This is a genomic window from Pontibacter sp. Tf4 (assembly GCF_014212495.1).
Classification (GTDB): Bacteria; Bacteroidota; Bacteroidia; order Cytophagales; family Hymenobacteraceae; genus Pontibacter.
This window is the reverse complement of sequence record NZ_JACKZC010000003.1, coordinates 333806-354387: the sequence shown is the minus strand read 5'-3', so window position 1 is coordinate 354387 and position 20582 is coordinate 333806. Positions and strand designations below refer to the sequence as shown.

Genomic DNA, 20582 nt, shown 5'->3' with positions numbered 1-20582 from the left:
TTATTTTTTGGCAAAGGTATGGATGTATAGTTCTTCTACTTTCTGGCGGGCCCAGGGCGTTTTGCGCAGAAACTTAAGGCTGGAGTTTATGCTGGGGTTATTGTTAAAGCTGTTGATGTTGATCTTGTAACCCAGTTCATCCCAGCCATAATAATCCACGAGCTGCACCAGTATGCGCTCCAGTGTTTTGCCGTGCAAAGGGTTGTTCTTTTGTTCTTCCATAGTACTTACCCATACGCTGCTATTTACGTGTGCAGCCAATGGGGGCAGCAAGTTATAAAGAAGTGGCGGCCTTTGCCTGTTTTTCTGAATGAGACCAAACACAACTACTTGGTACAACCTTTTGTCACAGCTATAGTTTAGGAAGTATAATAAAGCTAACCTAAACTATAACTATGAAAGCATTAGTGGTAAAAGAACCTGGTGCACCGGAAAGCCTGCAGCTGACCGAGCTTGATAAACCAACTATAAAAGACGATGAAGTACTGGTAAAAGTGCGCGCCATCAGCATAAATCCTGTAGACACCAAAACCCGTGAAGGCAAAGCACTTTACAATACCCTGAAAGAAACTGCACCTGTGATACCTGGCTGGGATATTTCGGGGGAAGTGGTGGAAGCAGGAGCGAAGGTTACTTATTTTAAACCCGGTGACGAAGTGTTTGGGATGGTCAATTTTCCGGGACATGGCAAAGCGTATGCCGAGTATGTAGCTGCACCTGAAGCACACCTGGCACACAAACCTGCCAACATACCGCACCACGAAGCTGCCGCTGCAACCTTGGCTGCCCTAACTGCCTGGCAGGTGCTGGTAAACGAAGCCGATATACAGCCGGGGCAGCGCGTACTGATACATGCCGCTGCAGGTGGCGTAGGACATTTTGCTGTACAGATTGCCAAATATTTCAAAGCTTTTGTGATTGGCACGGCATCCAAAGAGAACCACGATTTTATAATGAACATGGGAGCAGATGAGCAGATCGATTACAACGAATACAAAGTAGAAGACGTGGTGATGGATGCCGACATCGTGCTCGACTCGCTGGGTGAGGAAAATTCGCTGCGCTCGTTAAAGTGCCTGAAAGAAGGCGGTAAGCTTGTGTCTATACTTGGCGGAGCAAAAGAAGCGGTGCAGGAGGAAGCCAAAAAGCGGAATATTGAAGCCAAAAATTACCTGGTGCACTCCAGCTGCGAAGATATGGCAAAGATCGCGGATCTGATGAGCCAGGGAAAACTGACTGCGCACGTATCGCATGTGTATGATTTCGAAGATATGGCCAAAGCGCACGAGCAGGTCGAGACCCGCAAAACACGTGGCAAAGTAGTAGTGCATGTAAGCTAATCCAAACTATAGTTCATACTTAATTCCAACATCATGACACAAACCAAAAACCTGGAAGTATGGCTTCGCGGCCCAGTAGCCGGTGTACCTGCCATGTTGCAGCCCGTGGCGCACGCATTGTTGCAGGCCCGCGACGAAGTAGAGAATTACATGCACGAGTTTCCGGAAGAGCTGATCTGGGAACGGCCGGCCGGTGTCGCTTCAGTAGGGTACCACCTGCAGCACTTAACCGGCATCCTACAACGCCTGCTAACCTATGCCCGCGGCGAAGCGCTCTCTGAAGAACAACTGGCCTACTTGTACGCCGAAGGCAAGCCAACCGAAGCATCAGCACAGGACCTGGTGCAGGCTTTTCATGAGCAGGTAGATACGGCATTGGACCAGATCAGGCAAACCGATGAAAGCACATTAAAGGATGTACGCAGGGTAGGACGGGCGCAGGTAGAGTCTACAGTGATAGGCTTGCTGTTTCATGCGGCCGAGCACAGCATGCGCCATGTGGGGCAGCTGCTTGTAACGGCCCGTGTACTGCGGGGACAGTCCAACGGCGCGTAGCTATAGTTGGACTTATTCTTTATGTAGCAAACCCACCCCCTAACCCCTCCAAGGAGGGGAATTTAGATTCCTTTGCTGGCGCGGATCTCTGATCCCTCTGCCCTCGCTCGCGTCTCGCGAGTGTGTGTTACCTGCGGACTCTGGCCGCCTTAATCTGTGTCTTAGGCACAAGTGGCGGGACGCCACTAAGTAGCTCACACTCGCCAGATGCGAGCGAGGGCACCTTATTAATTGATTTCATGTGAATGAAGCAAATTCCCCTCCTTGGAGGGGCAGGGGTGGGTTCTTACACTATGAAATAAAATTGTAAAACTAAACTACTCCAGACTATAAACATCCGAAAGATTGTCCATGTATTTTTGACCGGAGCCCGTATTCAGCAGCAGGATCTTTTCATCTGGCGAGATAAGCCCGGACGCCAGTAATTTGCGGGTTGCCATCCAGACAGCAGCGCCTTCGGGTGCTACAAACAAACCTTCTGCTGCGCCTAATTCTTTCAGCCCGGTTATCATTTCAGCATCAGTAATACTAATGGCCGTGCCGCCAGACTCTTCTATAGTTTGCAGCATAATTGCTTCGCCTAAAGGACGGGGTACAGCTAGTCCGTTGGCTATAGTTGGTTTGCCTACATAGTTTTGCGCGTTTGGTTGTCTGCCAGCTAAGGTTTCGATGAGCGGTTGGCAATTAGCGGCCTGCACGGCTACCATGCGGGGTAATTTTATAGTTGCATCCAGCCAGCCAAGCTGCTGCATTTCCTTAAACGCTTTCCAGATGCCAATTAAACCCGTTCCGCCGCCGGCAGGGTAGAGTATCACATCCGGTAAGGTCCAGCTCAGTTGCTCGGCAATTTCGTAGCCCATTGTTTTTTTGCCTTCCAGGCGGTATGGTTCCTTCAGCGTCGATACATCCAGTAGCTCCCCGTGCTGGTTCAATTCTTTTACTTTGGCAGCACAATCGTTTATCAGGCCGTCAATCAGCACCACTTCGGTGCCATACCAGTAGCACTCTTCTTTAAAGGCTTTTGGCGTATGGCGGGGCATCACTACGGTAGCCCGCATGCCGGCTTTGGCGCAATAAGCAGCCATGGCTACACCAGCATTACCGGCAGTTGGTATAATGCAGCCTTCCACGCCATGTTCCTTTGCTTTGGATATAGCCATACTCAGCCCGCGCGCCTTAAACGAACCCGTCGGGTTTTGTCCTTCATCTTTCAGCAGCAACGTACTTAACTCGTATTTTGCCGATAAATTTTTAAGCGAAAGGATGGGAGTAAAGCCCTCGCCCAGGCTCACAATGTTTTCAGGATGCAGTACGGGTAACATTTCCGCATAGCGCCACATAGTGCCTTCGCGGTGCTTCAATTCAGATTTCGGGAAGTGAATACCTTTTAAATACTGCACCAGCAGCGGCATGTGGCAGCAAGGCGAAACAGTCTGCTTTTGAAAAGCGGAATAAGGGGTACCACAACGGGAGCAGGTCAGGGTGCTAAGGTGGTTTATTTGTTTGTCAATTGTCGTTGCCATATATGCATCTGTGTACGGCAAATAGCAGACAGCATATGACGAAACAAAATGGCAAATTGGAATAGGCTATGCCTGTTTGGAATAGTGACGTTTAGTAAATTGTATGAAGTCTTTATAAGGAAAATTGCTTTCAGTGCCTTTGCGTTGTATAAAATTGAAGCTTCGCACCACCTTCAGGTCTTTTATAGTTACTTCCACCAGTTCGCCGGTCTGTAGTTCTTTCAGCACGGCCTGGCGGGGCAGAAAGGCAAGGCAGGTATCTACGCGTACAAAGTTTTTCAGGGCTTCGGTGCCACCCAGCCGGATGCGGATCGGCAGCGAACGCAGGTTAATGTTCTTTTGCTCGAGCGCCGCTTCCAGCACAGCCAGCGTTCCAGAACCATGCTCGCGCAGTGCCAGCGGAATATCGTACAGGTCTTTTACTTCGAGCTGTTGTTTTTTAAGCGGGTTACGTGCCGAGCAAACGGCTATCACATCATCGGTCAGGAAAGGGGTATAAGTAACGTTGCTTACCTTGCTGATGCCTTCCACAATGCCCAGGTCAAGTTCATGGTCGAGCAGGGCTTTCAGAATGTTTTCACTGTTGCGGTTGCGGAGTGTAATGTTTACGCTGGGGTTTTGCTGCAGGTACGCCGACAGCACGGGCGGCAGAATGTACAGTGAAATGGTGGTGCTGGCCCCTAATAGCATGTTTACCTGGGGCGAGAAATTCTCGCTCAGTTGCTGAAACTCGTGGTAAAGCTCATGTTGCAGTTGCTTGGCTACCAAAAGTTTGTCGTAAAGCAGCTTGCCGGCAGGTGTAAGAATAATGGTATTTCCCAGGCGCTCAAACAAACCGGTTTTATAGTATTCTTCCAGCGCCTTTACCTGCTTGCTGAGCGCCGACTGGCTGATAAACAGCGTTTGGCTGGCTTTGGTAAAGCTAAGCAGCCGCGCCACTTCCATAAAAATTTCGTGTTTATGCGAGAGCATGTAGCAGCTAAAATAAGTGCATAACTATAGTTTGTTGTATGTACGCGTGCTGTAACTATAGTTGGTCCGGCTTCATAAAATCAAAAGCGCCTTTGCGGAGGTTAATACCGTGCTCCAGGTACGCTTTCAGGCAAGCCAGGAAGTTGGCCCAGCCGGCTGTGTTGCCCATTAGCCAGGCTAAACCTTCTTCGTTGTTATCCATTTCCTTTTCGGTTATAGTTACAACGGTGGCATTTTCGCCTTTTGGTGTCAGGGTGATCTCTACCAGCAGCTCGGTTCCGTCGGTGCCATCCCAATAATAGGAGATGTACTTGTCCTGCTCTACTTTGCCCGCCCGCACCGGGAAGCTTCCATCAAACTCCGGGAATTTCCAGGTAACCGTTTTGCCTTCTTCCATCGGACCGGAACCTTCCGAAATAAAGTAGTTCGACATTTTGGCCGGATCAACTATAGCCTGGAACACTTCGTGCGCCGGTTTCAGGATTTGCAGGGCGGTCTGGATGTGTAGTTTCTGGTTTGTCATCTTAGTTTATTTTGCAGCTTTAAACCACGAAGTCAGCAGGTCGTAGTCTATGTAGTTTATAGTTTTAATCTTGATGTGGCGCATGTCTTTGCCGGTGCCTTCCAGGCGGTTATCCGGGTCGTGCAGCTTTTCAAATTTAAAGAAGCCCAGCGTGACATAAGCCTTTGCAGTTTTAAGATATGCAAAATCTTTCTTAGCTCTGAAAACCGGTCTGCCCCACTTAAATTCTTCGGTTACATTTGGTATGGTTTCATGTATGAGCTGCCTTATAGTTTGCAGGATTTCCTGTTGGTTGCCGGAGTTTGTTATGTAGTCCGTTACTTGTGGGTGCATTGATACTATTCTTTGTTAACGTCTAGTATAAAATTGTCATATTAAAACCGTTTATGCTTTGTTGGCAATACTTTATTATTTTCTATAATCGAACGAATGGCTTGAATTGTGCCTTGCACATATGATACCATACCAATGTCTTCTGCAATTATATAATTTTCTTCTGCTTTGAGAAAATCGTATAGTATTATGTTAAATACTGTTACGGGATCCCCATTTGATGTGTATCGACTTGTTCTTCTAGGAACAGTATTAATTACTCTCTCATAGAGCCTTCGCAGAACATTGGTATTTACAGATAGCTTCGTAATGTTATCCCCGTGTTGGTAATCTTCCACGAAGTAATTCTCAAAATCACTTATGTAGAACTCGATACCGCAAAAGTGTAAAATATTTTCATAATGAGATTCTGAATTTGAGCCTGAGGAAAATTCAAAGCTTTTTTCCTTTTTCTTCCAGGCTAACTCAAACTTTATACTAAAGAAATCAATAAAGGAGAGAAGTATAGTTTGTTGATCTGTAAAGTTTATACTGCCAATCAATTTTTCTAATTCGGGAATAATATAAAACTCCCAAAACTTAGTAGCATTGGCGCTTTGTAGAAATTGAAGAATCCTATGATCATAAGGTATATATAAGGATTTTGTGACCAGCTCTGAAGATTCATCTCCCCCAAAGCAATCAATATACTTTGCTATGATGTAGGTTATGATGTCAGAATGACCGAACCGGTACCAAGTATTATAGGGAATAAGAATGGGTTTAAGATCTTCAATGCGGATTTTCTGTGTTCCTGCCTCCTTAAAAGCTTTAACTACTCTTGACTTTGTAGCACTGTAATGATTGGATTGCTCCAGTCCCTCAATAATTTTATAGGCAGCCTTGACAAATAATTCAGCCTGAACATTGATTCGGACACAGTGGTAGTTAAAGAACGTCTCTATAAGCTGGTAAGTGTCTAAATATCTTATGGTAACTTTATTCTCAACTATGAAATGGCAAATACTTTCAAATATTTCCTTTTCATCTTTTAAACTGGATAAGGCAGACTTATTGCTTTTAAGGTTCTTTAGTAACTCTGTATAACCGTGTGTTGTCAGAAATCTAATGGGCTGATAATCTACTTCTTCAGCCGGTAGATACTCTTCAATAATTGCAGCATAAGGTTTGGGCTTATACTCTTTTTCTTTCTGTTCAAATTTTGAAGCAGGATACCTGGTCTTTTTTCGGGATTTGTTCTCCTTGCGAAGTGAGGTAAGATCCAATTCAAAGGTGGTTTCAAGCTCCTTAAGGTATCTTTCTGTGAGTCTAAAACTGTATTGTGTGCGTAGTTCTTCTATACCTCCCATTAAAAGAGAGTCCAACTCTATCCCTATTTCCTCTTCATCTTGTTCGAGATAATATTCAATTTCATCAAAAATCAACTCCTTAATGTGTTTTCTGATCCTTTGAATATTATTGACATAAAACTTCTGAAACGCTACGGGATAAATTTCTTTGAATTTATAGAAGTACCTGTATTCAGTAGCAAAGGTGATGCTCTCATAATAAATTTGAATAATATCGTTCGGACTGGTTTCAAGGTAAGGAAGAAGCAATCGGACAACACTTGGGAAATAAATCATAGAGCGATGAGCAACTACATGTCTGTTGTCATCATAACTCTTGATATCTGCCAGTACACTTTCAAGCATGAAGTTTCTAATATCCTTATTTTCATCCCGCTCAATAGGAAATAAGTGATTCAGTGTTATTAGCTTAAAATACTCGGTCTCATCATTAGAATGGTATCGGGTTAGCTGATCTGTTAATTCTTTCTCTTCGTGGTTACAAAAACTCAACTCTTTGAATTCACTGAGTAGCTTTTGCTTTAGTAAGCGCTTTAGGTCGAGACTTAACAGTATTTTCTGGCCATAGAGAGGAATATCGGAATCATAATCATCAATCTTTTCCTCTTTCGTACCGAATACTAAGGTCAACTGATTGAAAAACCTGGCTTTCAAGATGATCGCATGTATCCATAAATAACCATCGTGCCTAAGAAATTCTAAGAGGTAATCCTTTATTCCGGGGCTTTGAAATTTAATGGTAGTACCATAGTAGTATTCATCCTGGTTGATCGAAATATAAAGTTCCTCAAGCTTTTTAAGTTCTTTATAGAAATCTCCAGGAATTATGGCTTCATATAAAATTTCACGGGCCTTAATTTGAATATCGTTAAAAGATGCTTTTAAATCTTCAATACCCATAGGATCTCCCGAAACTAATAAGATCAGAAGGATAGCTTTGGCTGTTGGGTTTAGCTTTTGAAAGACCTCGTTCCAAAAGGCTCTGGGGTTGTCTAAGTACTTATACAGGGATTCATAAAAGGTATATGAAGATTGGTAGTCTCCATTTAAATAACTTTTAATAAAAAAGTCTAGATGTCGTGGAGAATAATTCCGGTGCATGATGATATATTCAAAAGTGTCATCATACTGAGCTCTATGAAAATAGCTCAAATCGAAATCATAAAACAGTAAGTGATTGAGCAGGATCTTAACTTTGTCCTCACTGGATAGATCCTTAATATTTATAATATGCTTATTGGTATCCAGCAGATTTTCAGTCTCAGGTTCTGCTCCCCTAAGCACATCTCTTATCACATAATCCCGAGAAGTAAGAATTAGATAGCGGTTTTTAGTATTTGCAATACTTCCAATAATTCTTTGAAATTCTCGTTGGAAATTGCTGTGACTTTTAACCTGAGGGCTGAAGTTTTGACCCCAAAAATCATCAACTATAATTAATCTGTTTTCTTCAGCCACACTTAAGGTGTCGGTATAATCTCTTTCTTCAAGAAATATCAAGTCCTTTACTTTTTTGCTCAAAAAGTAATTGGCTATCATCATTGCTGTAGTTGTTTTACCCACCCCTGGATTACCGGTGAGGATAATTACTTAGTTTTCCTCAAGCTGCTGAATGAGGGAGGGAAGCTGAACTGTGTGATGAAAGAGTCGGTGTTTTGCTTCTATTTCATGTAGAAAGTAAGCCGTTTTCTGATAATATTTTCGATGTACAACTTTATCAAGGGCTAATTCAACTGCTTTAAAATTAGGAACTAGTAATTTTGAATGAGATTTAAATATGTGGCTGTAGTTCTTATCATCCCTCAAAAATTCATTTAGTTTTTCACTATCAATTATGTCACTCTTTTTAAGATATCCCTCAAATAAATCTACAATCTCTTTGAACTGTGTGACACCTAAAGTTACGCTGGTAAAGAGAATATATCTTTCGGGATCTTCTTTTTTACATTTCTTTGCCTCTTTTTTTAGGCTTTGTTTGAGAGAGTTATAGTTATTAGGATTATAGCGTTTACATTGGCCAATAATATTTCTGTTTTCAGTGGTGCATAGCAGGTCTATTCCATTATCTGCCCATTCTCCTGATGTTTTGAATTCTAGTTCAGGTTCACATATCTTTAAAATATCAAGACAGAATCTCTCAAATTCAGCTGGAAACAGTAACCTATGGAAATCAAAGTTTGTCATTTAAAATATTGTAATCTAGCTATGAATTATATGATAGCCATTTGCTGATTGAATTTGGCACTTTTGGTTAAAGTGCACGTGTATTTATATAGCTAAGCTAATGTAATGAATTATAAATTATCCAGCGAGCTCACGATTTCATCCAAAAGCATAGATGGTGTCAATGTGTATGGATCATGGTGGTCTTGCTTAAGCGGTGCCCCGACAGCACCTGCATGTCCCTCAGGCGTATTTCTTGCTCTAGCAGATGTGTAGCAAATGATTCACCTTAAAGTATGTAGTTTGGCATTCGATTTTACGCCAACCTTTTCACACGTTACACAGGTTGTCTGCCGCAAAGGCCGCCAACCCTGGTACCTGCTCACAGGCGAGACGTTAAAAGTGAGCGTGATGCCTGGCACTTGATCTTTGCCTATGCCCGCCGCTGGCAGATAGAGCAGTCTTTCCGCTTCAATAAATCAGAAATGGGCATGGAGAGTTGCCGTTTATGGTTTTGGGAGAACCGCATGAAGCCCTTGCAGATCGTCACGCTCGTGTACGCCTTCCTGCTGGATAAGGCGCTGGAAAAACAAAAAGAGCGCCTCCTGCGTCTGGGAGCCCATAGAACAGGAAAGCGGTGCGGGAATACTCCCACACCGCTTTCCCGCATCCGCCTGGCGCTGACCAAGCTCTGGAAGCTGCCCTTTCTGTCCATAAGACAAACTCCGGGATGAGTCATGTCTTCGTGATATTATTTTGTTTTCAGCAGGTACTTGCCGTCGTAAAAGCCGATATATAAAAAGCCGTACGCTTTATTGAACAGTATCTGCTTCACGCTGCTTGGCTTGGTGCTGTCCGGGGTTACTTCGTACACGTTGGTGTAGGTCTGGCCATCCAGTTCAATGGTTGGGTAAGTCGGGTTATCTATATCCAGCGACCATTCGCCACGGTTCTCCACACTTACTTTTACATCCAGTTTGTCTGGCCTTTTCAGAAAATAGGTGATCAGGTTCAGGTTTCGGTCGGTTGTATCCTGTAAAATAACCCAGCCCTGTGAGTCCAGCTTATCAATACACTCATCGCTGACAGAATAGCCAATGCCCGGCACGTTGTTAACAGCTGTATTGGCAAATTTGTACACAACGGTTTCCTCCTTCTCGTTTACAAAGTCCACCATGCTGGTGCGCTCATACACCAGCCAGTCCAGGTCAGACTGTGTCGGATCGGTTACCTGTGGCTGTGCGCAATCTTTGCACGAAAACAGAAGGGTACTGCCCACTAAAAGGGTAAAGACAGTGGTAAGCGTTTTTTTCATAATTTATGGTATAATAGAAGTGCAAAATAACAGATTATCTGTTAAATGGAAAACGTTTTCCATTCCTATGCAAATATATAGTCTGTATTGAATGTTGCAACATTAAACCACATGTATTTACCGGAAATATAACCAGGAGAGGAAAGGGCATAAAAAAGCCGGAAGCAAGGCTCCAGCAAATGAAATCGCACTTCAACTACCCAACTTCACTTCATTTGCTTCTGCGCTGCTTACCGGCAGTGTAAAAATGCAGTTTTTAATAACTGCTGATAGGCTGCGGTTTAAGCTTGGGCCTAAAAAGCAACCATACGAATGTCCCGGCTATAGTTCCGGTTAAAAAGGTGATAGCGGTAACAAGCCACCCATTAACTCCACGTAATTCGGCATCGTGGTATACCCAGGTAAGGATAAATACCAGTAGCGCCATGTATAGTATAAAGGTGCCTAAAACTACTGCTGATGTTATCAGAGGCATCCAGGTTTCCATAGTATCTGTAATCGTTGTAAAACAAAACAAGTGTGTAAAATTGCACTTGTTACTGTAGGTTAAACCACGAAACAGAACTATAGTTTTGGATATTATTTAGAATGTGCTTGTATTGTAATTAATGTACAATAAGATTCATTGCATTATTCTAAAACTATAGTTGTAAAAGTTGCATTACCTTACGCAGGGAGCACATTAGCAACTATAGTTTAGATGGAGAAGGCTGGTGCGCTTTTATCAGGTTTCGGAACAGGTCTGTCAGGTAATCGCCTCCCCATTTGCCGTAAAAATTCATATCACGCACTTCGTAGGCATCCAGCATATAGTGCCGGGAAGGAGTGAGGTAGCTTTATCAGGTTTCGGAACAGGTCTGTCAGGTAATCGCCTCCCCATTTGCCGTAAAAATTCATATCACGCACTTCGTAGGCATCCAGCATATAGTGCCGGGAAGGAGTGAGGTAGCCCATGTAGCCGCCGTTAAATCCGGTAACTATAAGTTGTTGATCCTGCTGCCCGGCCAGTTGCTCCAGCTCTTTCATGTATTCGCCGCTATAGTCGGCCGGGGCGCCAACCAGCAACAGGTTCCCTATTTGCAGGGAGTTTACAAACGAAGGATAGTTGCCAAACAAACTATAGAACAGCCAGGGCGCCAGGTGGTAATTATCACTTATCCTGAACTCAGGTTGCGGCAAACTGATCGGTGTCCTGCTGTAGCCAAGTTTTGTAACATAGTGCATTTGTACGTCCGGCAGGGCTGTAGCTATAGTTCGGGCCAGCTGTGTTCCTAAAGAATCCACGCTCTGGAAAGTATCGCCGTGATGGTAAACCGGGCGGTGACTGGCAACGGCTCCCGCGGCAAAGGCTGCAAAATCTACTTGTTCTTCCAGCTTATCCACCAAAGCACCCGGGTAATCGCGCGACAGGACAGGTTGTTTGGATGGTAGTACCGTGGCATGCGCTGCAAAAGTGGTAAGCAAAGCAACGTCGCCGTCGGCCTGCTCAAATTTTACAAACCGGATGGTGGTGTCGAGTACGCTTTCGTTGCCGGTCAGGCGGTTTTCCACCAGGTTACCTGCAAACGCTTCGCCATACCCAACCCTGGCTTTCCCGGCGTTGGCGCGGGCCTGTTTTATGCTTTCTATAATGGTGGCGGTAGTTTTATGCAGTTGCTCCTCGCTATAGCTGCCGGCCATTACCCAACCCATCAGTTTTTCGCCCCAGCCGCCAAAACTGGTATGCGTGTGCGTGGCCGAGAGGTACAGTTGTTCCGGCTTCAGCCCGATCTGCTGCGCAGCTTTGTTCAGTTCTGCAGTCAGGGTCATCGGGGTTATCAGCATATCCAGGGCAATAAAGTAGGCCTGCTGCCTGCCATTGTCAAAGGCAAATGTTCTTACATAAGCAGAGTCGTGCACTTCGGTGTATTCTTTGCCCAGGCGCTTGCCATAACCGGCCAGCGGAAAAGGTGCGGGCGGTGTAATGCTCCGCTTTGCCCAACCAACTTTCAGGGTATCGCCTTCGGTTATAGTTGGTCTGTGCTGGTCCAGTGCTGCTATAGTTTGTTTATAGTAGGCTGTTTGCTGGTAAGGTGTATAGTCGTTTTTGCGGATGGCGCAGGCCAGGAAGAGCAGCACCAGTACCGGAACCAGCAGGTAACGGAACACCTTGCGGCGGGTAGACACTTTTTTGACAGGTTTCATGGTAGGGCAGCGCCGGCTTAGTTTTTCATAGTTTCGATGGCCGCGTAGAGGGCATTTTTATCGGTGGCAGGGCGGCCGGAAAGCTGGCGCACATCATCAGCAGCCGGATGCTCAAATACTTCCAGGTCAAAATAACGGACTGCGGCCAGCAGGTGGTCAAAAATATCAGCTGATATCTGCTCGTAATAGGCCCAGCGCACATCGTTGGCAAACGCGTATAGTTCGATGGGCATGCCGGTGGTGGTAGGCTCCAGCTGGCGCACCATCATGCTCAGGCCTTTGTGTATGTTTTCGTTCTGCTCTAAATACGCGCTCGCATACGCCCTGAAAACCCCCACATTGGTCAGGTTTCGGCCATTTATCAGCAGGTTCTTGTCAATGCCTTTGGCCTGGTTGTAGGCTTCAATTTCCAGTTGCTTGCCCTGCAGGTAGTCTTTTATAAGCTGTATCTGGCTCAGGCGCTCGAGGTCGGCGTGGGACAGAAATTTTATGCTGGAGATCTTGATATGAACCGAACGCTTGATGCGGCGGCCTCCTGTGCTTTGCATGCCACGCCAGTTCTTGAACGAATCCGAGATCAGGTTATAAGTCGGGATGGTGGTAATGGTCTTGTCCCAGTTCTGTACTTTCACAGTGGTCAGGTTTATCTCGGTCACATCACCGTCAGCGCCATATTTCTCCATGCTTATCCAGTCGCCGATGCGTACCATGTCGTTGGTGGTTACCTGTATGCTGGCTACAAAACCGAGGATGGTGTCTTTAAAGATCAATAACAAAATAGCCGATGCCGCACCCATGGCAGTAATAAACGTCCCTACATCCTTGCCTGTCAGCAGCGAGAAAATGAGCAACGCTCCCACAAAATATAAAAAGATAGAGATCACCTGCAGGAAACTGTCAACAGGTTTATCCTTAAACAGATCGGTGGTTTTAAGGTAATCCTTTACCGAACGCAACAGGGCCCGAACTATAGTTATGGTCAGCACCACGGTATACACGTCCGTCAGGGTCTGCAGCGGCTTTATCCAGCCCGGGAAATCGGCGAAAACAACAGGCAGGCTCTGCACCACTATGATCAGGGGTACAATTTTGGCCAGGTGCCTGAATGTGCTGTTCCGAATCAGGAAGTCATCGAACTGGGTAGAAGTTCTTTCTGAAAACTTCTGGGCAGCTGTCAGCATAATTTTGCGTGCCAGCACGGCCGTAACGTACACCAGCACCAGCACCATTGTTAAAAGCAGGCCCATGTTCAGGTAAATGGCCGACGCTTTAGAGATGCCCAGGTTAAGAAGTGTCTGGTAGGTAAAATGGCTGATCTGGGTGGCAAAGGCGGCAGTTTCCATGAACAAAAGGTATTGGTTGAAAGATGGATTGCCCTGCAAAGGTAAGAAAAAATAAAGGGACCTTATGGACGTGTTATAGTTGCGGGATGTAAACTATAGCTGGCCGGTTTCGGCAGATAAAGTTTTCAGGTTTGGTAATTACGCTTAAATTTGAAGCTTCTGAAGAGCCGGCGCCGGACTTGTGAGCACGAAACTGCGGGGTAGGGCTGAAAACTATAGTTATAAAACGGAACTACCGGGTTGTTTACAGCACCAAAAAAAGCAGATGTACAGCCAACTATAGTTTAACAGCGCCACGGGTTAACTTCAGTCCGATTGTATTTTTACCTGGAATTAAAAACTCATTTTAACTGATCTGATCAGTCTTTTACCACTTATGGATTTCAACATCACACATTTGCTGAAAATTGCGTCGGAGCTTAACATTACCATTAAGCAGATAGAAGCAACAGCTACCTTACTGGACGAAGGTGCCACGGTGCCATTTATCTCCCGTTACCGGAAAGAAGCGACCGGCTCGCTTGACGAAGTGCAGGTAGCCGCTATACGCGACCGCCTGGAACAGCTGCGTGAACTGGACAAGCGCCGCGAAAGCATCCTGAAATCGATCAGAGACCAGGAAAAGCTGACGCCGGAACTGGAAGACCAGATCATGGCTGCCGAAACTATGGCCGTGCTGGAAGATATTTACCTGCCATACAAACCGAAGCGCCGCACCAAAGCAACTATAGCCCGCGAAAAAGGACTGGAGCCACTGGCGCAACGCCTGTTTGCCCAGGAGAACTTTGATGTGGATGCCGAAGCTGCCAACTATATCTCGGAAGAGAAAGAAGTGAAAGATACAGCAGAAGCCCTGGCCGGTGCCCGCGATATTATGGCCGAGTGGATGAACGAGAACGCCGAAGCCCGTGCCACCATGCGCCAGCTTTTCGAGAAGAAAGGCGTGTTTAAGAGCCGCGTGATGCTGGGTAAGGAAGAAGAAGGCCAGAAGTTCAAGGATTACTTTGAGTGGGAAGAGCCGATCGAGAAAGCGCCGTCGCACCGTATTTTGGCCATGCGCCGCGGCGAAACCGAAAATATACTGATGCTGAGCGCACAGCCGGACGAGGAGGAAGCACTTGCTAAACTGGAGGCTATGTTTGTGCAGGGCAACAACGCCGCATCGGAGCAGGTGAAACAGGCTGCAAAGGATTGCTACAAGCGCCTGCTGAAAATGAGCATGGAAACCGAAGTGCGTTTGAGCTCAAAAAAACGCGCCGACGAAGAAGCGATAAGAGTATTTGCCGATAACCTGCGTCAGTTGCTGCTATCCTCGCCGCTTGGCCAGAAAACGGTGTTGGCATTGGACCCTGGTTTCAGGACCGGTGTAAAATCGGTGGTGCTTGATAAGCAGGGCAAACTGCTGCATAACGAGACAATTTATGCCCACTCCGGCCAGCGCCAGCAGGAGGAAGCGGCACAGGCAGTGCGTTACATGGTTACCCGTTTTGAAGTGGAAGCCATTGCCATTGGTAACGGAACAGCCAGCCGCGAGACCGAAGCCTTTGTAAAATCCTTGAAACTGCCTGCCTCGGTGATGGTAGTGATGGTAAACGAAAGCGGTGCCTCTATCTATAGTGCCTCTGAAGTTGCCCGCGAAGAATTCCCTGACCAGGATGTAACGGTGCGTGGAGCTGTATCTATTGGCCGCCGTTTAATGGACCCGCTGGCAGAACTGGTGAAGATAGACCCTAAAAGCATAGGCGTAGGCCAGTACCAGCACGACGTGGACCAGTCTGCATTAAAACACTCGCTTGATGATGTGGTAATGAGCTGCGTGAACGCCGTGGGCGTTGAAGTGAACACGGCCAGCAAGCAGCTGCTAACTTACGTTTCAGGTTTAGGACCAGCCCTTGCCCAGAACATAGTAGACTACCGTAACGAGAACGGCCCGTTCCGTACCCGCACCGAACTGAAGAAAGTACCGCGTCTGGGCGACAAAGCGTTTGAACAGGCAGCTGGCTTCTTAAGAATACGCGATGCGAAGAACCCGCTGGATGCCTCGGCTGTGCACCCGGAAAGTTACCCGATTGTGGAGCAAATGGCCAAAGACCTGGGCGTAACCGTGCAGGACCTGATGAGGAGCGATGAACTCCGCAAAAAGATAGAACTGAAGAAATACGTGACTGATACCGTTGGTCTGCCAACCCTGCAGGATATCTTAAGCGAGCTTGCCAAACCAGGCCGCGACCCGCGCCAGACCTTCGAAGCATTCAGCTTTACCGAAGGCGTAAATGAAATAAAAGACCTGCGCGAAGGCATGAAACTACCGGGCATCGTGACAAACGTGGCTGCTTTTGGTGCTTTCGTGGATGTGGGGGTGCACCAGGACGGCCTGGTACACGTGAGCCATTTATCCGACCGCTTTGTAAGCAACCCGCACGACGTAGTAAAAGTTGGGCAGAAGGTGGAAGTAACCGTGCTGGAAGTAGACGTGAACCGCAAGCGCATCTCGCTGAGTATGAAAGGTGACCCGGCTGCTCCAAAACCTGCCGGTGGCGGAAACAGAGACCGAAGCAACAGCAAAGGCGCCAGCAAGCGCGAGGAAGAACCAATGGACGATTTCCAGGCGAAGCTTGCCAAGCTGAAAGGCATGTTTAAGTAAGCTAACAACTATAGTTCATAAGAAGAGCACAGTCATTTAAGGCTGTGCTTTTTTCTTTTATAGTTATCCGTTCGATACCTACTTCTGATGACTTTTCAGAAATAAATATATCCGGACTTGAATATTAGAATTTTTTTATAAAATTTTGCAGGTAATCTTTCAACCAAAATTTTATGAAAATGAAAAAATTATTACTCTCTTTAAGCCTTATTTTTATGGCTGCAGGTGCAACTTTGGCACAGGAGCAAGGATCAATCAGAATCGGTGCAGGTTTAGTTTATGGCACTAAAGCTGGTATTAACGATGAAGGCGATTCGAAAGGTGGTATAGGTATCAACATTGGAGGCGAATACTTCTTTACTGATAAAATCTCTGCTGCTCCAAGCTTAACTTATTTTTTGAAATCAGAATCTGAGGTTACTACTGGATTTGGTACGTACAAAAGCTCTGTTCAATTCACATCAATAAACATTGATGGTAGATATTACTTCGGCGAAGGTGATATTGCTTTCTATGGCTTAGCAGGTCTATCAATTGCATCTGTTAAAATAGATTCTAATAGTGACTTCGGTGGTTCGGGTTCAGCAAGTGAAACAGGTGTTAACCTTGGTGCTGGTTTAATCTATCCTATTAATGACCAGCTTGGTTTAAACGGCCAGATAAAGTACAACACTCCACTTGAGCAACTTGCAATACAAGCTGGTATTTCTTATACTATCAAGTAAGTTTTACTTGCATTACAAACAGAAAAGCCCGGCCGCAAGCCGGGCTTTTTTTATTCCTTTGATCCAAAAAATAAAATAAACGTAGAGCTTTCCGAGTTAATAGAGATAATATTAAATAACCGGAATTATGAATATGAGATTTGTATTGGCTTTGCTTTTTATAGTTGGCTTAAGCTATAGTTCAATGGCACAAACTATAACCATTGGTCCGCGGGTAGGTGTAAACTTTGCCACTCAGGTTATAACCGGCGACGACGATGAGTATGCTGAATGGTGGAACGACGAGGTAAAGGCCTCTCCGGGGCTACAGGCGGGCCTGGTGTATAACATCATGGTAAGCGACATGTTTTCGGTGCAGCCGGAACTGCTATACACCCGAAAAGGCTATAAGTTTACCACTGACGACGAGACCGTGATCGGCAAGTATAGTTACCTGGATCTGCCCATATTGGCCAAGCTGTCGTTAGGCACCGGTGATTTAAAAGGCTTTGTAACAGCTGGCCCAACCCTGGGCTACTGGATGAGCGGCAAAGACACATATGAGTCGGATGACCTGAACGGAGATGTGGACATTGACTTTGACAACGACAACGACGGCTTAGAAAAACAGTTTGAGTTTGGAGCCAGCATTGGTGTGGGCATGGGCTATAATACCGGCGCCGGCGAACTGAACCTGGATGTGCGGTACGGCACCGGCTTTACCTCCGTGTACGACTCCGACGACAAGGCCAAACTCAGAAACAGCGGCATCAGCATTTCAATAGCATACCTGTTTGGTTTGTAACATGCAGCATAACTATAGTTTGAGAAAGGCCCTGCACCGCGCAGGGCCTTTTTGTTTGCGTATACTAAAAGGTCAACTATAAACTATAGCTGGCCTGTAGTTTGCTTAGCAACTGTAAAACCTGAATAGCACATGAAGTATAAAACTATAGTTTTCGGGATAATGGTCTGGCTGGCGGGGCTAACCTCGTGCAAGCAGGCTGCCGACCTGAAAGCCTTTACCGAAGCCAACTATAAACTACAGGGCATCGAAGACCTGCGCCTGAACGGAGTAGATGTAACCGACAAACGCAGTCCGTTCGATTTCAGCAGTGCCGAAGGAGACAGCCTGCTGAATGCCTTTACCACTAACAAACTACAAGCCACCACCACGCTGTACCTGGATGTGCAGATGCCCGACCCGGAAGTTGCCCGCTCGATGCAGGTGACCAACCTGACCTGGCAACTGCTGGTAGATGGCCGCGAAACACTGACCGGAACTATAGCCGAACCGCTGCACCTGCAAAACGGACTGAACAAGCTCCCTGTAAACTCTACAGTAACATTGGCTGAAGTAGGAGGATTACAGAATTACGAAGGTTTTTCGCTGCTCACCACCCTGATCTCGTCGGGGAAGGATGCGCGCGACAGGCTGGAATTCCGCATCAAACCAACTATAGATACGCCTGTCGGCAACATCACGCTCCCTGATTACATAACCGTAGCCAAGCCATCGGCAAGGGCTCCACAATAAACCAGCACCCAAAAAAATAACTATTTTGCTTTTTCGTTTTAAAGGCAGCTAAATTGCTGTTGTGGTTATAGTTAAGTTAAATTCTGGCAACATAGTTGCTACCTGTATTCAGAGATAAGAACTGCTATGATGAAGAAGAAAATGACTCCGCTGGTATTGGCCCTTGCCCTGCTGCTGTCGCCGGTAGCAGGCGTTTTTGCGGCCGGCAATGCTTCTGCTGCCCCGGAAATAGCCACCACTACAGCCGGCGCCCGCGATATTGTAAAAGAGATAATTGATGTGGTAGGCCTGAAACCTCGCTTTGAGTTGCGGGCAGCCAACATCGAGAACGCCGCTGCCGTGATCTATAACGGGAACCGCTACATCCTATACAACGAAGATTTCCTGGCTGCCATTAACAATGCCGTGCACACCGACTGGGGTGGCGTAAGCATATTGGCGCACGAAATAGGCCATCATTTAAACGGACACACCCTTACAAGGCAGGGCAGCAACCCGGCCGATGAACTGGAAGCAGATGAGTTTTCGGGGTTTGTGCTGCGTAAAATGGGAGCCAGCCTGGCCGAGGCGCAGGCAGCTATCAACCTGTTATCGGAAGAGCGTACCTCGAGCACGCACCCGGGCCGTAACTACAGACTGGCCGCTATCAGTAAGGGTTGGCGCAACGCCGATGCCCAGCTACTGGCAAGTGCACAGGGTACAAAACCAGCCAGCAACGAAATTGCCACCCGACCGGCACCCCGCCAGCCACAACAGCAGGCACAGCGTGTATCGCTGGATAGCCGCTATGTACTAAGCCGTGTGCATTTATCCGGGGCACCAAACGAGCAGCTTTACCTTACCACGCGTCTGCAGCTGGTGTATGTAACCGGAGATGGGCCTAAAGTGATCGGCAAACTGACTAAAACAGGAAACGCCAACTACCCTTATTACCTCGAGAGCGAACACCTGCAGCCGCTTTTCGTTACAGACCGCGGCGAACTGGTTAACCAGAAAGGGCAGCGGGTTGGTTACCTTACCTAATTGTTTGCGGCCACTTACACGGTGGCCGCTCTCATTTTATAGCTATAGTTGCTTTGTAGTAACTATAGTTGCCACGCAGCACGTTGCAAAGGCATAATTCCCGGATTTACGTATCTTTAGCACATGATCAGAACCAACATATCAACTATAGTTAAAGTGGCCGTATGGCTGCTGCTGCCGCTGTTTATACTGAGCTGCAGCACCAAAAACGATGTGGAAGCCTTTAAGGAAGCCGACTACGATCTGGCAGGAATAGATGCTTTGCAGTTGAACGGCATTAACCTGCTGAACAAGTCCGATATCAGCGATTTTTCTTTTTCGGATGCAGCCCAGCTTTACAGTGCCGTAGCGCATAACAAACTGGCAGCAACCTCTACCTTAGGCCTGCGCGTAACCCTGCCCGAAGGCAGCAAGGACAGAACCATGACCGTGCAGCAACTGAAATGGCAACTGCTGGTAGATGGCAAACAGGCCGCCACCGGGCTGGTGAGCGAACCGGTTGAGCTGAAGGATGGGTTGAACACGATAAACGTAAAATCGCCGATAACCCTGGTGGAGCGCAATGGCCGCGTGGATATGAACCAGTTGCTCGACCTGGCCTTGTTACTGAACCAGAAAGGTGCTGATAAGCCATCGGTTTCGCTGCAGATAAAGCCAACTATACAGACTTCCATCGGGCCAATAGAGTTGCCGGCTTTTATTTCGGTAACTAAGTAATGTAATATTTTTAGATAAGTTTATAAATAATTATAACTTTTATAAAAAACTGCCGTAGCATGGCACATTCCTTGTAATAGTTGTGTTAGCACATCAATAACCAACTAATAGCCAAGGGAATGAACACAGACGTAAACGTAAACCGCGACCAGCTGAACACGAACAGTACTGTTAAAAATACAATGCTGAATGGCTGGGTAAAGATGGGGAATGTGATTGCACAGACTGACCGAATGGTTAAAGCGATCTCAAGCGACCCTTTCCTGAAATATAACACACAGCAGGCCATCCGTGACCAGCGCAGCTGGGTACGCTGGTAACCAATGTAGGTAGGGCTGTTGCTTTTTGATGCAGCTT

The 20582-nt window shown here is 46.4% G+C and carries 22 protein-coding genes; 11 read left to right on the top strand and 11 right to left on the bottom strand.

Translation table 11 applies throughout. The annotated features are described in order from the left end of the window. Positions 1–222: a VF530 family DNA-binding protein gene (locus H7F15_RS07015; RefSeq protein WP_185196246.1), complete on the bottom strand. Its 222-nt coding sequence runs from the start codon at positions 220–222 to the stop codon at positions 1–3. Positions 223–395: 173 nt separating this feature from the next. On the opposite strand from H7F15_RS07015, the gene H7F15_RS07010 reads away from it, so the two are divergent. Together H7F15_RS07010 and H7F15_RS07005 are read left to right on the top strand one after the other, a co-directional pair. Next, positions 396–1340 (top strand): NADP-dependent oxidoreductase, encoded by a 945-nt coding sequence (locus H7F15_RS07010; protein ID WP_185196245.1) that lies wholly within the window; start codon positions 396–398, stop codon positions 1338–1340. A gap of 33 nt (positions 1341–1373) precedes the next feature. Next, positions 1374–1895, top strand: coding sequence for a DinB family protein (locus H7F15_RS07005; protein ID WP_185196244.1), 522 nt, complete (start codon positions 1374–1376; stop codon positions 1893–1895). A 317-nt stretch (positions 1896–2212) separates the two neighbouring features. Here the strand turns inward: H7F15_RS07005 and H7F15_RS07000 are convergent, their stop codons facing one another. The 6 genes from H7F15_RS07000 to H7F15_RS06975 form a co-directional block, all read right to left on the bottom strand. After that, positions 2213–3418 (bottom strand): threonine synthase, encoded by a 1206-nt coding sequence (locus H7F15_RS07000; protein WP_185196243.1) that lies wholly within the window; start codon positions 3416–3418, stop codon positions 2213–2215. A gap of 66 nt (positions 3419–3484) precedes the next feature. After that, positions 3485–4390, bottom strand: coding sequence for a LysR family transcriptional regulator (locus H7F15_RS06995; RefSeq protein WP_185196242.1), 906 nt, complete (start codon positions 4388–4390; stop codon positions 3485–3487). 55 nt (positions 4391–4445) lie between these two features. Beyond that, positions 4446–4913, bottom strand: a complete 468-nt coding sequence (locus H7F15_RS06990) for an SRPBCC family protein (protein WP_185196241.1) — start codon at positions 4911–4913, stop codon at positions 4446–4448. Positions 4914–4919: 6 nt separating this feature from the next. Then, positions 4920–5246 carry a DUF1801 domain-containing protein gene (locus H7F15_RS06985; protein WP_185196240.1) on the bottom strand — a complete coding sequence of 109 codons (327 nt, stop codon included), beginning with the start codon at positions 5244–5246 and terminating at the stop codon, positions 4920–4922. Between the two features lie 41 nt (positions 5247–5287). Further along, positions 5288–8179 (bottom strand): ATP-binding protein, encoded by a 2892-nt coding sequence (locus H7F15_RS06980; RefSeq protein WP_370523482.1) that lies wholly within the window; start codon positions 8177–8179, stop codon positions 5288–5290. A gap of 6 nt (positions 8180–8185) precedes the next feature. Continuing rightward, positions 8186–8779 carry a restriction endonuclease gene (locus tag H7F15_RS06975; protein WP_185196238.1) on the bottom strand — a complete coding sequence of 198 codons (594 nt, stop codon included), beginning with the start codon at positions 8777–8779 and terminating at the stop codon, positions 8186–8188. A gap of 258 nt (positions 8780–9037) precedes the next feature. Between H7F15_RS06975 and H7F15_RS06970 the strand changes: the two genes are divergently transcribed. Both H7F15_RS06970 and H7F15_RS06965 read left to right on the top strand, forming a co-directional pair. Next, positions 9038–9184 (top strand): hypothetical protein, encoded by a 147-nt coding sequence (locus tag H7F15_RS06970; protein ID WP_185196237.1) that lies wholly within the window; start codon positions 9038–9040, stop codon positions 9182–9184. Next, positions 9181–9492, top strand: coding sequence for a hypothetical protein (locus H7F15_RS06965; protein ID WP_185196236.1), 312 nt, complete (start codon positions 9181–9183; stop codon positions 9490–9492). The genes H7F15_RS06970 and H7F15_RS06965 overlap by 4 nt, the downstream gene beginning before the upstream one ends. A 17-nt stretch (positions 9493–9509) precedes the next feature. Here H7F15_RS06965 and H7F15_RS06960 read toward each other — a convergent pair whose 3' ends face one another. From H7F15_RS06960 to H7F15_RS06945, 4 genes are all read right to left on the bottom strand, one after another. Beyond that, positions 9510–10073: a hypothetical protein gene (locus tag H7F15_RS06960; protein ID WP_185196235.1), complete on the bottom strand. Its 564-nt coding sequence runs from the start codon at positions 10071–10073 to the stop codon at positions 9510–9512. A 256-nt stretch (positions 10074–10329) separates the two neighbouring features. Then, positions 10330–10560, bottom strand: a complete 231-nt coding sequence (locus H7F15_RS06955) for a hypothetical protein (RefSeq protein WP_185196234.1) — start codon at positions 10558–10560, stop codon at positions 10330–10332. Positions 10561–10856: 296 nt separating this feature from the next. After that, a complete protein-coding gene (locus H7F15_RS06950) occupies positions 10857–12257 on the bottom strand; it encodes a neutral/alkaline non-lysosomal ceramidase N-terminal domain-containing protein (RefSeq protein WP_185196233.1) in 1401 nt (466 codons plus the stop codon). 17 nt (positions 12258–12274) lie between these two features. Further along, positions 12275–13600 carry a mechanosensitive ion channel family protein gene (locus H7F15_RS06945; protein ID WP_185196232.1) on the bottom strand — a complete coding sequence of 442 codons (1326 nt, stop codon included), beginning with the start codon at positions 13598–13600 and terminating at the stop codon, positions 12275–12277. A gap of 376 nt (positions 13601–13976) precedes the next feature. On the opposite strand from H7F15_RS06945, the gene H7F15_RS06940 reads away from it, so the two are divergent. From H7F15_RS06940 to H7F15_RS06910, 7 genes are all read left to right on the top strand, one after another. After that, positions 13977–16244, top strand: coding sequence for a Tex family protein (locus H7F15_RS06940; protein ID WP_185196231.1), 2268 nt, complete (start codon positions 13977–13979; stop codon positions 16242–16244). Between the two features lie 173 nt (positions 16245–16417). Next, positions 16418–16969, top strand: a complete 552-nt coding sequence (locus H7F15_RS06935; protein ID WP_185196230.1) for an outer membrane beta-barrel protein — start codon at positions 16418–16420, stop codon at positions 16967–16969. A 133-nt stretch (positions 16970–17102) separates the two neighbouring features. Continuing rightward, positions 17103–17753 carry a porin family protein gene (locus tag H7F15_RS06930; protein WP_185196229.1) on the top strand — a complete coding sequence of 217 codons (651 nt, stop codon included), beginning with the start codon at positions 17103–17105 and terminating at the stop codon, positions 17751–17753. Between the two features lie 132 nt (positions 17754–17885). Further along, on the top strand, positions 17886–18485 hold the full coding sequence (locus H7F15_RS06925) for a hypothetical protein (RefSeq protein WP_185196228.1): 600 nt from the start codon (positions 17886–17888) through the stop codon (positions 18483–18485). A gap of 126 nt (positions 18486–18611) precedes the next feature. Further along, positions 18612–19508: a membrane-binding protein gene (locus H7F15_RS06920; protein ID WP_255481127.1), complete on the top strand. Its 897-nt coding sequence runs from the start codon at positions 18612–18614 to the stop codon at positions 19506–19508. A gap of 123 nt (positions 19509–19631) precedes the next feature. Further along, positions 19632–20225: a hypothetical protein gene (locus tag H7F15_RS06915; RefSeq protein ID WP_185196227.1), complete on the top strand. Its 594-nt coding sequence runs from the start codon at positions 19632–19634 to the stop codon at positions 20223–20225. Positions 20226–20344: 119 nt separating this feature from the next. Continuing rightward, positions 20345–20545 (top strand): hypothetical protein, encoded by a 201-nt coding sequence (locus tag H7F15_RS06910; protein ID WP_185196226.1) that lies wholly within the window; start codon positions 20345–20347, stop codon positions 20543–20545. The last annotated feature ends 37 nt before the right edge of the window (positions 20546–20582 follow it).

What these genes read in the sequence shown, in the direction of transcription:
- H7F15_RS06950 (WP_185196233.1), bottom strand. Translation starts at nt 12,257, where the DNA reads ATGAAACCTGTCAAAAAAGTGTCTACCCGCCGCAAGGTGTTCCGTTAC.
- H7F15_RS06960 (WP_185196235.1), bottom strand. Translation starts at nt 10,073, where the DNA reads ATGAAAAAAACGCTTACCACTGTCTTTACCCTTTTAGTGGGCAGTACC.
- H7F15_RS06955 (WP_185196234.1), bottom strand. Translation starts at nt 10,560, where the DNA reads ATGGAAACCTGGATGCCTCTGATAACATCAGCAGTAGTTTTAGGCACC.
- H7F15_RS06975 (WP_185196238.1), bottom strand. Translation starts at nt 8,779, where the DNA reads ATGACAAACTTTGATTTCCATAGGTTACTGTTTCCAGCTGAATTTGAG.
- H7F15_RS07000 (WP_185196243.1), bottom strand. Translation starts at nt 3,418, where the DNA reads ATGGCAACGACAATTGACAAACAAATAAACCACCTTAGCACCCTGACC.
- H7F15_RS06920 (WP_255481127.1), top strand. Translation starts at nt 18,612, where the DNA reads ATGATGAAGAAGAAAATGACTCCGCTGGTATTGGCCCTTGCCCTGCTG.
- H7F15_RS06930 (WP_185196229.1), top strand. Translation starts at nt 17,103, where the DNA reads ATGAGATTTGTATTGGCTTTGCTTTTTATAGTTGGCTTAAGCTATAGT.
- H7F15_RS06915 (WP_185196227.1), top strand. Translation starts at nt 19,632, where the DNA reads ATGATCAGAACCAACATATCAACTATAGTTAAAGTGGCCGTATGGCTG.
- H7F15_RS07005 (WP_185196244.1), top strand. Translation starts at nt 1,374, where the DNA reads ATGACACAAACCAAAAACCTGGAAGTATGGCTTCGCGGCCCAGTAGCC.
- H7F15_RS07015 (WP_185196246.1), bottom strand. Translation starts at nt 222, where the DNA reads ATGGAAGAACAAAAGAACAACCCTTTGCACGGCAAAACACTGGAGCGC.
- H7F15_RS07010 (WP_185196245.1), top strand. Translation starts at nt 396, where the DNA reads ATGAAAGCATTAGTGGTAAAAGAACCTGGTGCACCGGAAAGCCTGCAG.
- H7F15_RS06945 (WP_185196232.1), bottom strand. Translation starts at nt 13,600, where the DNA reads ATGGAAACTGCCGCCTTTGCCACCCAGATCAGCCATTTTACCTACCAG.
- H7F15_RS06925 (WP_185196228.1), top strand. Translation starts at nt 17,886, where the DNA reads ATGAAGTATAAAACTATAGTTTTCGGGATAATGGTCTGGCTGGCGGGG.
- H7F15_RS06940 (WP_185196231.1), top strand. Translation starts at nt 13,977, where the DNA reads ATGGATTTCAACATCACACATTTGCTGAAAATTGCGTCGGAGCTTAAC.
- H7F15_RS06990 (WP_185196241.1), bottom strand. Translation starts at nt 4,913, where the DNA reads ATGACAAACCAGAAACTACACATCCAGACCGCCCTGCAAATCCTGAAA.
- H7F15_RS06910 (WP_185196226.1), top strand. Translation starts at nt 20,345, where the DNA reads ATGAACACAGACGTAAACGTAAACCGCGACCAGCTGAACACGAACAGT.
- H7F15_RS06995 (WP_185196242.1), bottom strand. Translation starts at nt 4,390, where the DNA reads ATGCTCTCGCATAAACACGAAATTTTTATGGAAGTGGCGCGGCTGCTT.
- H7F15_RS06935 (WP_185196230.1), top strand. Translation starts at nt 16,418, where the DNA reads ATGAAAATGAAAAAATTATTACTCTCTTTAAGCCTTATTTTTATGGCT.
- H7F15_RS06985 (WP_185196240.1), bottom strand. Translation starts at nt 5,246, where the DNA reads ATGCACCCACAAGTAACGGACTACATAACAAACTCCGGCAACCAACAG.
- H7F15_RS06970 (WP_185196237.1), top strand. Translation starts at nt 9,038, where the DNA reads ATGATTCACCTTAAAGTATGTAGTTTGGCATTCGATTTTACGCCAACC.